This window comes from Verrucomicrobiia bacterium, from assembly GCA_036268055.1.
GTDB lineage: Bacteria > Verrucomicrobiota > Verrucomicrobiia > Limisphaerales > Pedosphaeraceae > DATAUW01.
In genome coordinates this window covers 36,626-53,846 of the sequence record DATAUW010000024.1, presented here as the reverse complement: position 1 = coordinate 53,846, position 17,221 = coordinate 36,626, and the positions used below count along the sequence as shown (strand labels likewise).

Sequence of the window (17,221 nt, the reverse complement as noted above, 5' to 3'; positions counted from 1 at the left end):
ATTTCACGGCGTGGAGATTCGATAAAACTGCTGCGTGTTCGTGGCGGGCAAGTTAGTAAATGCAAACCTGCCGCTGGCATCCGACATATTGGTTAGCAGGGGAATCCACACCGTCGGAGGAATCAGATTTGAGGCTTGGGTCAGCACATAAGGTTGCGAAGCTTTGCCAAAACCTCCCAGAAAAAGCGTTCCCGAATTTAAACTCACGGACTGGATCACGGGCGCAAAATTCGTCACCGTCACGGCTACAGTGGTCGAATCGGAGGTGTTCGTGCCGTTGAAAATGACGCGCGCGATCAAGTTGTAAACTGCCGCCCCGACATTGGTCCACGTGAATGAATAAGGAGCATTGGTGATCTGGGCGATGAGGTTGTTCGTGTTGGAGATGAATTGAACGCCCGCAACAAAGTTACTATTGGCGATCACGGTTGCCGAAAGGTTGATAGTGCCCGGCGCAACCAAGCTGGTGTTATTGACTGGACTGGTAAAAGTCACGCGAGGATTAACCGGAGGAATGGGCGGGACAAAGTTTATGTTGTCAATGAAGACCGTGTTGTCGCCCGTCGCCAAATCGGTTCCCACGAATGACAAGGTATGTATCTTCGCCGTCGCCGTGAAACGGGCGGTATAATTGGAGTAACTCGTCGCGGTCGGCCCGGGGTTGTAGTTAGTGATGACCGTGTTATCAATCATCAAATTCCACGACTCGCCGCCATGTTGATTCGCGCCGGATCGCTGCGCTGCCGCAAAGGTGATGGTGTAGGTTGTCCCCGGAGAAAACCCGGGCAAAATTTGTGAGATGCTGCCGTGGCTTTGCACGAACGCGGCCTGAACGCCTTCGGGCGCATCAGGGTTTCCGAAAGCGCTGCCATTGGCGAGAATGCCCGAACCATCTGGGCTGGCTCCAGTAAAAGTCCAAATGGCATTCGCGGGATTGTATTCGTATCCGCCAGCGTTCGGAGTTTCAAAGCCAAAATTTACATTGAGAACCGGCGTGGCGGTTACTTCCGCCGAGTTACTACTCTCACCGTTCGCGCTGATGGCGGAGACGACATAGTAATAAATCCCGCCATTCGTGACGGACATGTCCGTATAGGAGCTGAAATTTCCATTTATCAAGGTGGTGTAGGGCCCGCCCGATTTGGGCGCGCGCTTGACGTTGTAACTCGTCACGCCCGGCACGGCGTTCCACAACAACTTCACTTGCTGATTGCCAACCGAAGCAGCCAGACCGCGCGGCGCTTGAGCAACCACCTGCCACGAGAATTGGTAACTTCCCGACGCAACCGTCCATGCTAAATAATCCTGCGGCGAAGTGCCTTCGTAATGACTGAACGCGACGCCCGGATCATTCGAGGTCGCCGCGCCGTTTTGCGAGATTGTCTTTCCCGATTCGAGGATAGTGACGTTAGTAATTGCAGTGCCGAGCAGGGGAAGATAAACGAGGCCGGTGGCATTGGGCGGAATGGTTAGATTCATCGTCACCGATTTCCCGTTGATCTGCCACGCGTTCGAGATCATGCCGTACGGCGAGTCGTGCGTGGCTTGCGCGGACGCAAGTGCGTTCATTACCTCCGGTTTGATAATGACAGTTTGATAGCCGGGAGCGCCGGGCCGAATACCGGCTACGTATTCAATAAACCAGGCAGAGACATCGCCGAACATGATATGATTGAGTGAATCCTGGCCGCCACTGCCACTCCAGGTTTCCCATAGAGTCGTTGCGCCCGCCAATATCTGATAACCCCAACTTGGATAATTCGTTTGCACCACAAGCGCCCAGGCGGTATCGGAATGGCCATCGTCACACAGTGCTCGCAATAGATATTTGGAACCGAGAATTCCGGTATCAATTTTATTGCCATTTTGTTGAACCGCGACCGCAAGCGCATTTGCAACCGCGGGAATCTGATTGGACGCAGTCAGCCCCTGATAGAGCGCGCACGATTGCGCAGTCTGCGTGCCGCCGGAATATTCATGGGTATTCGTGTCCAGAAAAGATTGGTTGAACGATAGCTTGATTTGAGCGGCGAGGTTGCTGTATTGGAGGGCATCTACTGAGTTACCCATCATCGAAGCCGTTTGCGCGACGATCAAAGCGTCTTCATAATAATAACCCGTGTCCGTCACCGACGCCGGTGTTACTGTGCCCGCAGGTTCCCAATCGCCGAGTCCATAGGAAACAATATTTCCGGAAGCGACGCTCGTGGCGTAATCTACATACGCCTTCATGCCGCCATAATTCGTCATCAGGATTCGCACATCGCCGCAGTGCTGATAGACAAACCAGGGGACCAGCAGATAGGCGGATTCCCACGCCGGACCTTCGCCGTAACCCCAGTTCGCATTGGGGAAGACACCAGAAAGTTCGCCGTTGGAAAGTTGGGCTGGGCCGAATTCCCTGATCCACCGCGTGTAAGCCGCCTCGCTATGGAAATGGATCAAACCCATCTCACAGGCGAGTTGAGCGTCGCCGGTCCAGCCATTTTTTTCGCGCGTCGGGCAATCGGTCGGGATGCCGACAAAGTTTCCCATGTAAGACCAAATAGTATTCGTCTCAATGCGATTGAGCAGATCGTTGGAACAAAGAAAACTTCCGGCGGGATCGAAGGCCGTTCGCACGACACGCGCGAGGAGCGTGTTGGTGGTGGGCGCGTCGGGTAAGCCCGTAACCTGGGCATAACGAAAACCGTGATAAGTGAAACTAGGCTCCCAGGTTTCAGCGCCGCCGCCTTTGAGAGTATAGCTCTCGGTTTGAAAATATTGCTGAAGTGAAACGAGGTAGTTGATATTGCTCTGGTCCACCGAACCGTCGCTGTTGGTTTTTTCGCCATAGACCATTCGCACGGTTGTTCCCGCCGGGCCAGTGACATTCAGCCTGCCCCAACCGGCGAGATTTTGTCCGAAATCAAAAGTATAAACGCCCGGCTGGCCGGATACGGGAATAATTTTTTTGGGAGCTACCAACTGCATCGCTTTGACGGGTTCGGCATCCGGGGCAAAAAGCGAACCGGCAATTCCTTCGCGCAAAATGGCATTGGTCCAGCTCGAATCGTTGTACGATCCGGTGGACCAACCCGATTTTTCGAGGCGCGCGTCATAGGTTTCGCCCAGCCGGGTTGCATCCAAAAGAATCGGACCTGTCGAGGCTTTCCACGACGCGTCGCTGATGATGGTGTTCGCAGTGCCGTCGCTGTATTGGACGACCAGTTGCAGAATCATTTGCGGAAGCGCGCGCCAGGGAGCGGTCGCGGTGTTCCACGCGTCGCTGCTCCACTGATTGTAAAAGCCATTGGCTAATTGCACACCGACGGCGTTGGTTCCTGAGATGAGATTAGTGGTGACATCATAAGTCACGTAATACGCGTGATAATCATAACGCGTCCAGGAAGGATCCATGATGTGATCGCCTACTTTCGCGCCATTGAGTTGAAGTTCATAATATCCCAGGCCGCAGATATAAGCGGTAGCGCGAGTCACGGTTTTGTTGATCGCAAAAGTTTTTCGCAACATGGGGCTCGGCGCGGCGGGCGTGAGATTGGGATCGGTTGTCATGCCAATCCATTTCGCTGTCCAGTCCGATGGATTGAGCAACCCCATGCTCCATGTCGCGGGCGCGCTCCAATCCGATGGATTACCGCTGGCATCCCATATCCGCACTTGCCAATAATAGACTTGGCCCGAAGCCAGCGGCTGCCCGGCATATTCCACGAGTACCGATTGGCTGGACGGAACTTTGCCGCTATTCCAGACATCGCCTTGGCCTTGCGTGAGATTTGTCAACGAACTGGCAACTAATACTTGATAGGCAGTTTGAAGATCTCCGCGTTGCGACGAATTCATGATCCAACTCAAGCGAGGTTTGGTGACATCAATGCCCAGCGGGTTTGCCAGATGTTCGCAGCGCAAATTCGTGACGGTCGTGGCAGAAGTAATTGTATTAGTACCGTTGATGGTCAGAGGAATCGCGGAACTTGTTGTCGTGCCGTTTGCGTCTGTCACTCGCACACGGAAGTTCATAGTGAAGCCTCCAAGCGTGGAGGTATTGAGCACAAAATTTGAACCGGTGGCTCCCGATATATCTGAATAGCTGGATGGACTGCTGCCATTATCGGTTTGCCATTGATATTGAAGCGGGATGGTGCCAGATGCTGTTTCAGAAAAAGTCACCGATGTGCCCGCAGCGACTGGAGACAAAGGCGAACTGGTGGGCGGATTGGCGACGGGTGGAGCGCCAGTCGGCGAACCGAAGACATCAATCTCTGAATATCCGCAGAATCCATTTTCCGGAGCGGGAGAAGTAAAATCAAATTTCAAGGCCGCGACGTTTTGAACAAACGCCGCACCTGACGAAGATGAAAAAGTAACTCGCGTCGCGGACTGAATGCCGTTGGGATTCGATGGGTTGTAACTCACGCTGGTCAGCGGAATAAAAGTAGTGGGATTGGCAACCGTGGAATAATAAATCGTGTAAGCCTGTTCGTCGCGCCCCGCATCCCCCCATCCGCCATAGACAATGATGTTAGTCAGATCATATCCGGTGGGCGAACCAGCGAGAGTATAAGTAACAAACTGTCCCGCGCCGCTGCCGCAAGTTACTTCCGTACTGCTGCCGCCCACGTTTGGCCAATAATTTAACGAACCGAACGCGCCGTCGGTCAGCGAGGAAACCATGCCCGCGCCGTATTGGCTGAAATTACCCGTTCCGACGCTGTTGGGCGATTGTCGGGCGATAAGACTGTTGGCCGGGACAATCCAGGTGGGAATAAAATTCGTGTTCGCCGCGCCGGGACCGGTCTGGCTGGCGAAGGAGGTAACTATATTTTTCGCGGGAGCCGGCGCGGGATTGATCGTAAGCGCGCTGGCAGCGCTGAAGGTGATTCCCGAACTGTTCGATGCCTGAAGGCGATACGAGGCGGTGTCGGTGAGTTGCAGGTTTGCAAGCGTGAGCGTCGTATTGGTAGCGCCGGGAATATTATTTGTGGCGCCAGCACGAATCACCTGCCACTGGAAGGCGGCTGCGTTTGCATTGGTCAAGGCAACCGTAAAAGTGACACTGCTGCCGACGACGTCCGAGGCGCTCGAAGGAAGCGTGTTGGTAGTGATCACCGGGCCGCCGAAAGCGGAGCCTGCACCCGCCAAAATAAAAAGCAGGCAATTTATAAAACGGCAAATTTTCATTCTGCAAAAAAGTCCGGGATTTGGATGGATGCTCCGCCGAAAACGAATGGGTTGAGGTGGCGCAATGGGCTTTTCTTAATTTATGTTTAAAAATCTTAAACCGAACACAGCGGTTTTCACATCCCCTAAGCTGGTAATGAAAGCATCACCAGAATAGGTGATGCTAAAAGCCTCCTGAAATGCCTAATGATGAACGAGTTTTTACGCAGTTTCCCCCACGTCGCTTTCAACAAAACCGAGCGGGTTCCTGCAATGAACTTTTTCCGGCCTATTTCAAAATCCTGTGGACATTCAAATTGAACTTCACTAAACCTCCATCATGAACACTCCTGACTTCATCCGCGGGCTCCGTGAATGGTGGAGTGAGAGGGCTTCTAAAAATCGAAGCCAGTCCATTGCCTTTTTGGCATGCTTGGTGTCTCTATTCATCGCTTCAATCGCGAACGCCGAACCCGAAACTGTTCCAGCCGCCACGCTGCTGACCGACGCCGTTCAACTCCGCCAACTCGCCGCGCGCGAGGAAATTTCAGGCTGCTCGGTGCGCCTTGAAGGCACTGTGTTGTGGGTAAGTTCTGCGGGCGACCAAATCGTTTTTCAGGACAGTGCGGGTTGCATCATCTTGAAAATATCCGGGCATGGGCAGGCATTATTGCAGCCGGGGCGGCATGTTTTGATCGAAGGTAGTTGCGAGGCTGGACGCGGCGAGGCGGGCTCCATCGCTCTCGTTGATAACGACGGCAATCACATGGTCTTTGAAGGCACTGGTCAAACATTTTTGTCCGCCGGTCTTCACCCCGTGCGGGTTGAATGGTTCAACAACACCGGGGATTTCGCGCTTGAAGTGGATGTCGAAGGGCCTGGCTTGCCGCGACAGCCGGTGCCGAGCGATGAACTTTTTCGCGCTCCGCCCAATCACGATGACACCACCAAACTGAGTCACGGTGTGGATTATCAATGCTACGAAGGCCAATGGGAATCGTTACCCCCTTTCGCGCGATTGTCCGCGGTTAAAAGCGGAGTGGCGACTAATTTCGATATTGGCGTTCGCACGCGGGATCCAGGTGTTGGATTGGTGTTCACCGGTTATTTTTCCGCGCCGCGAGCCGGGCTTTATCGCTTCTGGTCGAAGTCCGATGATGGTTCGCGGCTATTCATCGAGGACGTGCCCTTGCATATCACGATTCTCGGAGATGCGCCCGTGTCCGCACCCGGTCAATTTTTTTCCGGCCAGTTATCCCATGAAGCACAGGAAGGACAGTGGGTTGAGATCGAGGGCGCGGTTTCGCATGTTCGCGGGCAGAGCCGGTCGCCGTGGATTGAACTTTCTTCCGCTGCCGGGCCCGTTTATGTGCGGGTGATGGAGGACCGCGCGCTGCCGTGGAATCTGCTCTCGCATAGCCGGATCAAGTGCGTAGGGCTATATCAAAGCGCGCATGCGGTGGATGGCAAAATGGTCGCGTCATTCGTCGTTCCCGGCGCGGACCAAATTTCCATTCTTGAAATGGACCCCGCGCATTGGAATGAACATCCCGTCGAAAATATCGCAGCCATCCTCAGCACGAACGAAGTCGAAAATTCCGGCGCCATTGTTCATCTCAGCGGAACGGTGGCAACCAATTCGGCAGAAAATATTTTTACGCTCACCGATAGCTCCGGCAAGGTCGAGATAGAATCTTCGCAGCCCAAGCCTTCATCCGGCGATCAGATTGAAGTTCTCGGCTGGCTGGACCGCGCGAATGCCCGGGCGATTATTCATTCGAGTTTTTATCGCAAAATAGTTCCGAGCGTGGACGCCCAGGGCGAAGGTTTGCCGTTGCTCACCACCGCCGTCCAGGTGATGCGCCTGAGCCGCAAGGAAGCTCAACGCGGCTATCCGGTGAAAATCCGCGGCATCATCACCGCGCGAGTCGGCGGGGATTTTTTCATTCAGGACTCAACCTCGTCCATTTACGTTTCTTACGTTGGACCAACGGCATCAGGATTTCCACGGATTGGTGATTACTGGGAAATTGAAGGTATTTCGCACGCCGATTTTGCGCCCGATGTCCAAATCCACCACGCGAGTTATCTCGGTCCGGGCATTCTGCCTGAACCGGTCCGCCCGACATGGGATGAACTTATCAACGGCGCCGTCGCCACCAAATACGTCGAGATTCCCGGCATCGTCATATCGCCACAGACGGACAACATCGTGCTCCTGACGCGCGGTGGAAAAGTGAACATCCAATATCACGATATCGAAGACAATGCTTTCAAGTCAGTCGAAGGCGCATTGGTGCGCGTCCGCGGTGTGAGCAGTCCCGATCGCGATAAAAATCAAATGCTCCTGCCGCGTCTGCGGCTTTTCAACACCACCTTCACCGTGGATGAATTGCCACCTGCGCAGCCTTTCGCGCTCCCGCTCAAGCACGCCTATGATTTGCGTTTGTTCGATGCGCGGGCGGATGCCTTGCGCCGCGTGCGTATTAGCGGACTCGTCTTAGGCGAGCAACACGGCGAATTTTTCGTTATGGACGGCACGAATGGTTTTCACTTCAGGCCGCAAAAATCGGCTGATCTCCGGCCGGGCGATCAGGTTGAAGTCGTCGGTTTTCCGGACATGAACGGCGCGTCTCCCGTGTTGCGCGAGGCGCTTGCGCAAACTATCGGCCAGGCTGATTTGCCGGAACCGCGGCAACTGGCGGGCAACGCCATGCTCAATGGGCTCTTCGATTCAACGCTCGTGTCCGTGACTTCTCGTCTGCTGAATATCAGCGCCGACCGCAATGAACAAATTTTAGAGTTGCAAACGGGCAATCGCAGTTTCGTCGCGCGGCTGGAAAAGCGAAACGGCGTGCTGCCGGATATTTTGCCGGGCAGCCTGCTTGGCTTGACGGGCGTTTATGTGGGGCAGGGCGGCGACCGTTCGGCAAATCGTGAAATTGATTCGTTCGAGCTTTTGCTAAATTCGCCGGCGAGCATCCGCGTGCTGGCGCGGCCTTCATGGTGGACGATGCGCCATGCGCTCACAGTGATGGGCGCGTTATTGCTCGGATTGCTGGCGGCGATGGTGTGGATCACGCTTTTGCGGCGGCAAGTCGAGGAGCGTTCGCAACAACTCACGTCTGAAATCAAAAGCCGCGAACGCGCCGAACGCCAGCATGCGCTCGAGGAAGAGCGCACGCGCATCGCGCGGGATTTGCACGACGACCTTGGCGCAACGCTTACGGAAATCCGTTTTCTCAGCGCCGTGAAAAGCCACGACTCACTGGTGCCGGAAAATACGCGCTATCAGTTGAGCGAAGTCTCCGAGAAATCGCGGCAGTTAGTTTCGTCGCTCGACGAAATCGTATGGGCGGTGAATCCCGCGAATGATTCGTTGCCAAGCCTGGCGTCGTACCTGCGACATGTGGCCGAGGAATTTTTCCGCAACACTTCCGTGCGCTGCCGTCTCGATGTGGAGGAGACCTTGCCCGAAGTGCCGCTGACTTCCGAGGTGCGCCACAACCTTTATCTGGTCATTCGCGAAGCGCTCAACAACATCGCAAAACACGCGCAAGCTTCCGAAGTGTGGCTGCGGATTCGCTGGGCTGAACACACTTTAAGCATCGTGCTCGAAGACAACGGTTGCGGCTTCGCGAACGCCGCCGTCCTCGCGCCGGGCGACGGTTTATTGAACATGCGGAAGCGCTTGGAAAAAATCGGTGGACGTTTTGAATGCGAAAGCCAGCTGGGGTCGGGAACCGCCTGCCGCATTTGGCTGCCGATTTCATAATCCAATTATGCCTATCAACATTGCCATTGTGGAAGACAATCGCAGCTTTCGCACGAAGCTCGCGAACTACTTGAACGAAGCGCCCGGTTATGCCTGCACTTCACTTTGTGATTCCGCGGAAGACGCGTTGAAAATCATCCCGAAACTTCTGCCCGACGTCGTGCTCATGGACATCCATTTGCCAAGCATGTCCGGCGTGGATTGCACGCGGCGGCTAAAGGATATTTGCCCATCGGTGCGCATCCTAATCCTTACGGTATATGAGGATAACGACCGGATTTTTGGCGCGTTGAAAGCGGGGGCGAGCGGGTATTTGTTAAAGCGCGCCGAGCCGGCGGACATCCTTCGCGCGATCCAGGAAGTCAAGGCGGGCGGCGCGCCGATGAGCAGCCAGATCGCGTGCCGCGTGGTGCAATCGTTCCGCGAGCCCGTGCGCGATCCGCTCAAGGACGAAAAACTTTCGCAGCGTGAAATGGAAATTTTGCAGGAGCTTTCCAAGGGTTATTCCAGCAAGGAAATCGCGGAAAACTTTTCCATCAGCGTCACCACCGTGAACACGCATCTCAAGCACATCTACGAAAAACTTCATGTCCGTTCGCGCACCGAGGCAGTGCTGAAATTTTTGAAATAATTTTCGCCGGCCTCCTTCCTCGATCTTTCGTTTTCCCGCGCTGATAGGGAATTCAAAGTCATTCCGCGGCCTAGTTCGATAAATCATTAGAACTGAGGATGCGTTTGAGCCGCGCAACTTCGTAAGCTTCTTTCATCAGCACACCCATGTCTCACAACAACGTGACTCAAAGCAGCCCAGTCACCAGGCGACGCGCCACCAGCATGTCGTCAGCCGGCGATTTCAATTTTATGGTTTCTCATTCTCAAAAAAATTTAGTTCGCCCTTCGCGCGTTCGGGCCACTCGGGCATTCACGCTCATTGAACTTTTGGTAGTCATTGCCATCATCGCCATTCTGGCTGGATTGTTATTGCCGGCACTGGCGCGCGCCAAAGCCAAGGCGGCGCAAATCCAATGTCTCAACAATCTCAAGCAGCTTGGCCTCGGTATGCAACTTTACGCCGACAGCAACGGTGATGTTTATCCCGCCTGCGCTTCGGGGGCTGAATTCGGTTTCAGTATTGATGATTGGATTTATTGGCGTACCAGCTTGGCGGCGTATCCAGTCAGCAAGAGCCCCATTGGAAGTTACATCGGCGGAGTGAACAGCAATTTATTCCGTTGCCCGCTGGACAAATACGACACCGAGCGGCTTCAGCAAACCACTCCCTACCTTTACAGTTACACACTGACCAGCTACAGCCCGGAGAACGGCACCAGTGTTGGCATCGCCTCGATCCACGGCACGTCTCCGTTCATTCCGTTCAAGTCCACCAACATTCGGAATCCCTCGGGCAAGATTGAATTTGGCGAAGAGCAAACCTCAAGCCTCGCAAGCCATCTCGGCGTGGAATGTTCCGAGGTCGGCGGCACGATCGTGAACGACGGACGTTTTGAAGCGGGTTCGGGTGACGTTCTCACCAGCCGCCACAACAAAAAGGGCGATGTCACCTTCGCGGACGATCACGTGCAAGCGGTTCCCTGGACCTTTGCCACCAATTTGAGCAACTCGCGTCCAGACGATTATTGAGCCGATTTTTTCATGCGCGCTAACGAAAAAATAAAATCCCTCATGCTATCCAATCTGGCGCTATTGATTTGTGTCTTGGCGGCGTTGCTGGTTGCGGGCTGTCATAAAGCTGGAACCTCAGCCCAGGCGCCGCAACCGCCGGACGATGCCACCGCTATCACGCCCACAGACGCTTCTTCACCCGCCGCTGCTGCGGCAAATGCGCCGCTGGTTCCAGGTGTTGCCGCTCGCGCGGACAATGCCGTGCATGACTCGGTCAATGGCGAAGTAAATCCGTTTCTCACCCGGCAACTTCGTATTTTTGTGCAACAGACAGGACGGTTGCCCTCGAGTTTCAACGAATTGGCCCGCACACGTCTCGACAGTATTCCGCGCCCGCCCGGCGGTAAAAAATGGGCGATTGATGCCACCACCGGCGAAGTCAAAGCGATGGATTCTCAATAAATTTCATCTCACCCAACGCACGACCAAAAACCCAAGCCTCCAACAACCCTATGAAAACAAAACACCTGTTTAACGCCGGTCTGCTCATCGGTTCCGCGCTGCTGGCGCAACCAGCCTCGGCCCAGTTTCAGTTGATGGATAATTTTAGCACTTACACCGACGGGCCGTTGGCAGGGCAGGGCGGCTGGCAAAGCCCTACCGGAAATGGCGTCACCGTTTCCAGCGGTACGGCAGTTATCGGCGATCCGGGACTGGTCAATCCGACTTACGACGCATTGCCGGTGGCGATTCCGCACAGCAGCACGGCGGCGACGTTTTTCATGCAGTTTAGTTTGAGCGGCGTTACCACGACCGGCAACGGCAACAATTTTAATTTTGAATTGACCCAGCAATCCGCGCCGACTGATTTGTCGGGCAGCGCACAAGTGCAATTTAATTACGATTCCACCAGTTCGCGCCTGCCGGCATTGCGCAACGGCGGCAGCTTCGCGCAGATTTCGATCAACGGCACAAGCGTTTACACTCCGCTGGCGGACGCGATCTACAGTCTGTGGTTCGTCGTCAACAACAGTGCGGGAACGTATCAGGCGTATCTCCAGGGAGGCGACGTGACGACGCAAACGCTTTTGCAATCCACGACCGGAGTGAGCACGTTCACATTCCGCACCGCGACGGCTAATCCGCTGGTCGCATTCAACATGGGCGAGGGTGGAACCGTGGGCAACACCGACCCGCAAACGCTCTATGATCTTTTTGAAGATCCGAATGGCGCGAACCTCACGGATCCTGGTCTCCCAACGCCGGAGCCGGGGACGTTCGCGCTGCTGGTTTTGTCGGTATTGCTGCCCGCTTACAAACTTGGCCGTCGCTTCATCAAATAGAAAATATTCACGCAGTTTCCAATCCGTTTTTTATCGTATGAAAACCAAACTCCTTCGCTTCGCTGTCCTTGCACTCGGACTTGCCGGCCTGGTTCAATCCGCCTCGGCGCAGTTCATCAAGATAGACGACTTCGTGAATTCAACCGTCGGCAATCTCGCCAGCCAAACTTCCGATGGCCCTTCAAATGGCATCTGGCACGCCGTGGGTTCGCTATCCACGATCATCGTTTCCAATTCGCCATCGCTCGGCGTCGGACAGCCGGGTTCCGGCACGCCACTCACGACGAATTCCGCGGTGGCCACTTCGGTTGACGGCGCGGCGTATGTGGCGCTGCCGGTGGCAATCGCCAGCACCAACACCACCGCCACCTTCTTCATGCAGTTTGACATGGGCGACAATCTCGCCACGAACAACGTGAATTGGGATTTGGCGAACGTCGTCAGTGGCGATGCTGGGGGCGCGAATCAGATGATCGAACTGAATGCCAACGCGCCGAATCGCGCGGGCCTCACCATCCGCAACAGCGGCGCATTCGTGGAGATGTCCGCCGATGGCGTGAATGTTTTCACGCCGCTGACGAACACCGTTTATAACATCTGGTTCGTCATCAATAATTCCGCCAAGAGCTTCGTCATCTACATGCAGGACGCCAATACCAACGGCGCCGATCTGCCGAATCTCACGCGCATGCAAATCGCCACCGCCAGTGGAAACACCCCGACGAGTTTCACGACCAATGCGATCGGTTTCCGCAACACTTCTGGCGCGGCATTGACGCAATTCGTGTTCGGCACCGGTGGCGGCGGGAACACCAGCCAATACGTCTATTCGCTTTACGAAGATCCGAATTTCCTGGACCTGACGAATCCCGTGACGGGAGTGGCTCCGGCCACCTTGTCGCCGCCGATCATTTTGGCTGAGCCGCAGCCGCAGCAACTTTTTCCGGGCGCGACCGCGGTCTTCAACGTCGGCGCATCGGGTGGCAATCTGCATTATAAATGGTTATTCAACGGAACACCGTTAACCGATGGCGGCAATATTTCCGGTTCGGGTACGAGTATGCTGACCATTTCAAACATCTCCTCGGCCAGCGTGGCGAATTATTCCTGCGTCATCACGAACGTAAATCCCGGTGCGTATGAATCCACGAACACCTTGCCCGTCGCGCTGTCGCTGGTCACGCCGAGTGGCGCATTTCAGACCGCCGCGGCTACCGATCATCCGCTGCATTATTATGCCTTTGACGATACGGGCGATACATCCGTGGGAACCGAAATTGCACTGGACTACGCTGGTGGTGATAATGGCGTCTATGGCCCGCAGGCACAAAACGGAGCCAATGGCATCAATGGGCCGCGCCCGGTTCCCGATGGCTTGACGGGATTTTCGGCGTCGAATTTTGCGGCAGAGTTTTTCGCGTTCATCGGTGCGTCACATGTCACGGTGAATTCGCCTTGGAACCTGAATACCAATACCGTGACACTCACCGCGTGGATCTTTCCGACGTCATCGCAGGATAATCAATCGGGAATCATCTTCAATCGCGGCAGCGGCAGCGATGTGAATGGATTGAACATCAGCACCAGCGGCAACTCAACGCTGGGCTATACCTGGAACAACGATGCGGGGACGACGAGTTGGGATTCAGGTTTGCAACCGCCGGTGAGTCAGTGGTCGCTCGTTGCGCTCGTGGTTACGCCGACGAACGCGACCATCAGCATGTTCAACACCAGCGGCATTCTTTCGAGTACGCATGTTTTCAATCATGTGGTGGTTCCGTTCTCGGGCACGACGTTGATCGGTGACGACAGCGGCGGGGCAAATGGCGCGCGCGCGTTCATCGGCGCGATTGACGAAGTGGCGGTATTCAACCAGGCGCTTACGTCCGCACAACTGCAAGGGTTGTTCAACGGCGCGGCGGGAACGCTTAGCTTTCCGCCGACAAACAGTGTCGCGCTGATAACGCCTTCGCCAATTTATCCCGGTCAATCGGCACAATTCAGTTCGATTGTTGGCGGATCGGACCCCATCACTTACACATGGCAGATTAATGGAGCGAATGTGACCGACGGGCAAAACAGCATCGGATTTATTTCCGGTTCGACGACACCGGACTTGACGATTTCCAATCTCGCGGTCGCCGATGCCGGACAAACTTACAATGTGACTCTGGTCACTCACAGCGGCGGCATGTCCTATACGAGCGCGGTGCCAGCGATGTTGTCAGTTACCATGCCGAATCCGGCGCAGACCATTTTTACACTTGGTTTTGAAGCGTCCGGCACGGATTGGAATACCGCAACAAATTGGAGCGATAATAATCCCGCTTCGCTCTCGGCGTTTTCCGAGCCGGGCAGCACCTACGAAATTGCGCCGGGAACTTTGGAGCGCACCCCGGCCAGCACGAATGCGGTGTTTCCGGGCAATGTGCTGGTTATCGAAGGCGATGGCGTTTTGATTGACGGCAACCTCGCGGCGTTTGCGACGAATGCGACTACGGGCGAACTTCGCCTGAAACAATCGGGCGCGACGATGATGACAAATCTTGGCCTGGCTTATGTCGAAGGCGGCAGCGTGACGTTCCCGGATTTGCAACTGAACGGCGGACAGCTCGACAACGGCACGTCCAGCAAGGTCACGCTTAATGGCAAGATTGAAGTGCTCGCCAACTCGGCGATCTACGCGGACAGCGGCGCCAATGGGGCAGTGCGCAGCATCCAAATCAACGCCCAACTTACCGGCGCTGGCACGATCACTTACGGGTATCTCTCGACACAAAATGTTTCGAGCAATGACCTCATCGTGTCCGGTGCGAGCAATACATTTTCCGGCCAATGGAATGTTTTGCAGGGAACATTGCTCGGGAATACGCCCGGTTCGCTCGGCACGAACACCATTACGGTCGCTTCATCCGGCGCGCTGGAGACGACTTACAATATCAACAATCCCAAAGGCACGCTGGCGCTCAGTGGGCAAATGTATCTTTATACTGACGACACATTTTTGGCCGCCAGCATTAATGGGCTGAATGTTCCGGCAGGTGTTTATACATTCGCACAGCTGAGGAGTTTGTATCCGACGAATTTCCCGGCAAACTGGACGTTGCAACTCGGTTCAACGACGGGCACGAATACCGGCACGGGCAGTTTGACCATTCTCACAACTCTGCTGCCGCAATTCACGCAACAGCCAACTCCCGCCAGCCTCTCGCTTTACCCAGGCCAGTCGGCGCAATTTACCACTGCGGTGGTGGGCGCGACTTCGTATCAATGGTGGTTCACGAACATGAGTGGAGTCGCGGCGATGCTCAACGACAACAGCACCTTCAGCGGAACAAAAACTACTTCACTCACCATTTCAAGCGTGAGTGCAGGGAACGCGGGAACTTACGCGTTGGTGGCGGAAAATCTGGCCGGCTCAACGGCGAGTGCGGGAGCAACGCTGAGTTTGCTCGCGCCGAGTTCAGCGACGACGATCACGATGTCGGTGGTCGAAACGGCGGGGCAGGATTGGGAAACGGGCGTGAATTGGAGCGACGGCAACCCGGCGTCGGTTTCAGAATTTGCCGAACCCGGCAGCACGTATGAAATTCTTGCGGGCGCGACGTTGCGCACACCGGCGGTCTCCGCGAACACATCATTCCCCGGCAACCAACTTATCGTGGATTCAGGCGCGAGCTTGCTGCTCGAGCATATCGGTGCGCGAAGTATTGCGTTCGCTGATCTTCAACTCAACGGCGCATCGCTCGACAATGGGGCAGACGGCCTGGCGACGATTACGGGACAGATGGATGTCACGGGCGATGTCACGATTTATACGGATACGAATTCGCCGCCGGGTTTGGTGTTGAACTTCGATGTGCCGGGCGGCATCGGCGGAACCAATTACGCGGGTCTCGGCGCATTTCCCGATTCGCCGAACAACACAAATTGGAATCCGATCGTTCAAACTTCCGGCAACGGCACGACTGATCTGGCGACGAATTCGGATGGCGTGACGACGTCGTCGGTCACGCTCAGCTTGAACACTGGTCTCTATCAGGAAGGAAATGTTTATGGGGGTTACGGGCCGTTCGATAATTCCGCGCGCTCAACGCCGAACACACCTGACGCACTCGAAGGCAACTATTTATTCATTGATAACACTTCGGTGCCGGACACGGTGATCAACACGATCACGAGCACGTTGAATAATGTTCCCGCCGGGACTTACAACTTGTATCTCTACGGCAATAACGGAGGCGGCGCGGGCGGCGACGTCGGCCAGCAAAACGATTGGGGAACGATCTTCACCGTGTCGAGTGATTTGACCGCGACGATGACCTTGAGCACGAGCAATCGCGCGGCATCGTTCACGTCGAACGAGTTCATTCTCGGAGCGGATTATGTCGTGTTCTCGAACATCGTCGTTGGTGGCGGCGGCACGATCACGTTCACCTTCACCGCCAATACGAATGCGACCTCGCCGGATTATGCGGGGCCGAATTCGCAAGGCGCGTTCAACGGCTTGCAACTCGTGACCGCGGTGAGTGCCGCGCCGGGACCGCGGCCGTTCGAGGTTGATTCCAAGCTCACGGGCGGCGGGGTCATCACTTACAACGAAGGCGATACTAACTTTATGAGCGCGCTGAAGATCGGCGGCGCGGCGAACACTTACACCGGCCAATGGAATGTGCAACAGGGCGCGTTGCTCGGCGGCGGCGCGAATTCGCTTGGCACCAATTCGATCACGGTCGGGCCAACGGGCGCATTGGAGACGAGTTACAATATCAATGATACGTCGGCGGGATTGGTGCTGAACGGCGCGATGTTCCTGCATCAGAACGACACGTTCCATACCTTGACAGTGAACGGCGTGAATGTTTCACCGGGCACTTATTCGTTTGCCCAGTTGAATCATTCGTTCCCGGCGAGCTTCCCAGCGACGTGGCCGTTGCAAACCGGTTCCAGCATCAACACCGGTTCGGGCGGCATCACCGTGCTCACGGGACCGGCAGCCACGGCGCAGTCCGCGCGCATCACAGGCTCGGTGTTGAGCGGAAATCAACTCACGCTCTCCGGCAACAGTGGCGTGCCGACGGGCAGTTATCATGTGTTGACCTCGACGAACATCACCCTGCCGCAAATGAATTGGTCCGTGGTGACCAACAGCGCGTTCGACGCGAGCGGCAACTTCAACATCGTCGTGCCTTACAGCAGCAGTGATAGACAGCGGTTCTACTCAATCACTTCGCCGTAATTTTTAGTGAAGATGGAGCAGGGGCGCCGGCTTGGCGGCTGGCGCCCCGTTTTTTCGATTGAGTAACCAAATATTAGAAAG

General features: G+C 55.4%; 7 protein-coding genes. 6 read left to right on the top strand and 1 reads right to left on the bottom strand.

Translation table 11 applies throughout. From position 1 onward, the window contains the following. Nucleotides 1-3: 3 nt before the first annotated feature. Nucleotides 4-5,181, bottom strand: a complete 5,178-nt coding sequence (locus VH413_15370; protein HEX3800073.1) for a family 78 glycoside hydrolase catalytic domain — start codon at nt 5,179-5,181, stop codon at nt 4-6. Between the two features lie 415 nt (nt 5,182-5,596). On the opposite strand from VH413_15370, the gene VH413_15365 reads away from it, so the two are divergent. The 6 genes from VH413_15365 to VH413_15340 all read left to right on the top strand — a co-directional run bounded on the left by VH413_15365 (nt 5,597) and on the right by VH413_15340 (nt 17,140). Beyond that, nucleotides 5,597-8,935 (top strand): ATP-binding protein, encoded by a 3,339-nt coding sequence (locus VH413_15365; protein HEX3800072.1) that lies wholly within the window; start codon nt 5,597-5,599, stop codon nt 8,933-8,935. Between the two features lie 7 nt (nt 8,936-8,942). Continuing rightward, nucleotides 8,943-9,566, top strand: a complete 624-nt coding sequence (locus VH413_15360) for a response regulator transcription factor (GenBank protein ID HEX3800071.1) — start codon at nt 8,943-8,945, stop codon at nt 9,564-9,566. A 230-nt stretch (nt 9,567-9,796) separates the two neighbouring features. After that, nucleotides 9,797-10,576 (top strand): prepilin-type N-terminal cleavage/methylation domain-containing protein, encoded by a 780-nt coding sequence (locus VH413_15355; GenBank protein ID HEX3800070.1) that lies wholly within the window; start codon nt 9,797-9,799, stop codon nt 10,574-10,576. A gap of 42 nt (nt 10,577-10,618) precedes the next feature. Then, complete coding sequence (locus tag VH413_15350) at nt 10,619-11,020, top strand: hypothetical protein (protein ID HEX3800069.1); 402 nt, start codon at nt 10,619-10,621, stop codon at nt 11,018-11,020. Nucleotides 11,021-11,070: 50 nt separating this feature from the next. Next, nucleotides 11,071-11,901: a hypothetical protein gene (locus VH413_15345; GenBank protein ID HEX3800068.1), complete on the top strand. Its 831-nt coding sequence runs from the start codon at nt 11,071-11,073 to the stop codon at nt 11,899-11,901. A gap of 37 nt (nt 11,902-11,938) precedes the next feature. Next, entirely contained in the window at nt 11,939-17,140 is a 5,202-nt protein-coding gene (locus tag VH413_15340; protein ID HEX3800067.1) for an immunoglobulin domain-containing protein, read from the top strand. Nucleotides 17,141-17,221: the final 81 nt, after the last annotated feature.

Excerpts from the sequence above, each read along its gene's own strand:
- VH413_15350 (HEX3800069.1), top strand. The coding sequence starts at position 10,619 with ATGCTATCCAATCTGGCGCTATTGATTTGTGTCTTGGCGGCGTTGCTG.
- VH413_15340 (HEX3800067.1), top strand. The coding sequence starts at position 11,939 with ATGAAAACCAAACTCCTTCGCTTCGCTGTCCTTGCACTCGGACTTGCC.
- VH413_15360 (HEX3800071.1), top strand. The coding sequence starts at position 8,943 with ATGCCTATCAACATTGCCATTGTGGAAGACAATCGCAGCTTTCGCACG.
- VH413_15355 (HEX3800070.1), top strand. The coding sequence starts at position 9,797 with ATGGTTTCTCATTCTCAAAAAAATTTAGTTCGCCCTTCGCGCGTTCGG.
- VH413_15370 (HEX3800073.1), bottom strand. The coding sequence starts at position 5,181 with ATGAAAATTTGCCGTTTTATAAATTGCCTGCTTTTTATTTTGGCGGGT.
- VH413_15345 (HEX3800068.1), top strand. The coding sequence starts at position 11,071 with ATGAAAACAAAACACCTGTTTAACGCCGGTCTGCTCATCGGTTCCGCG.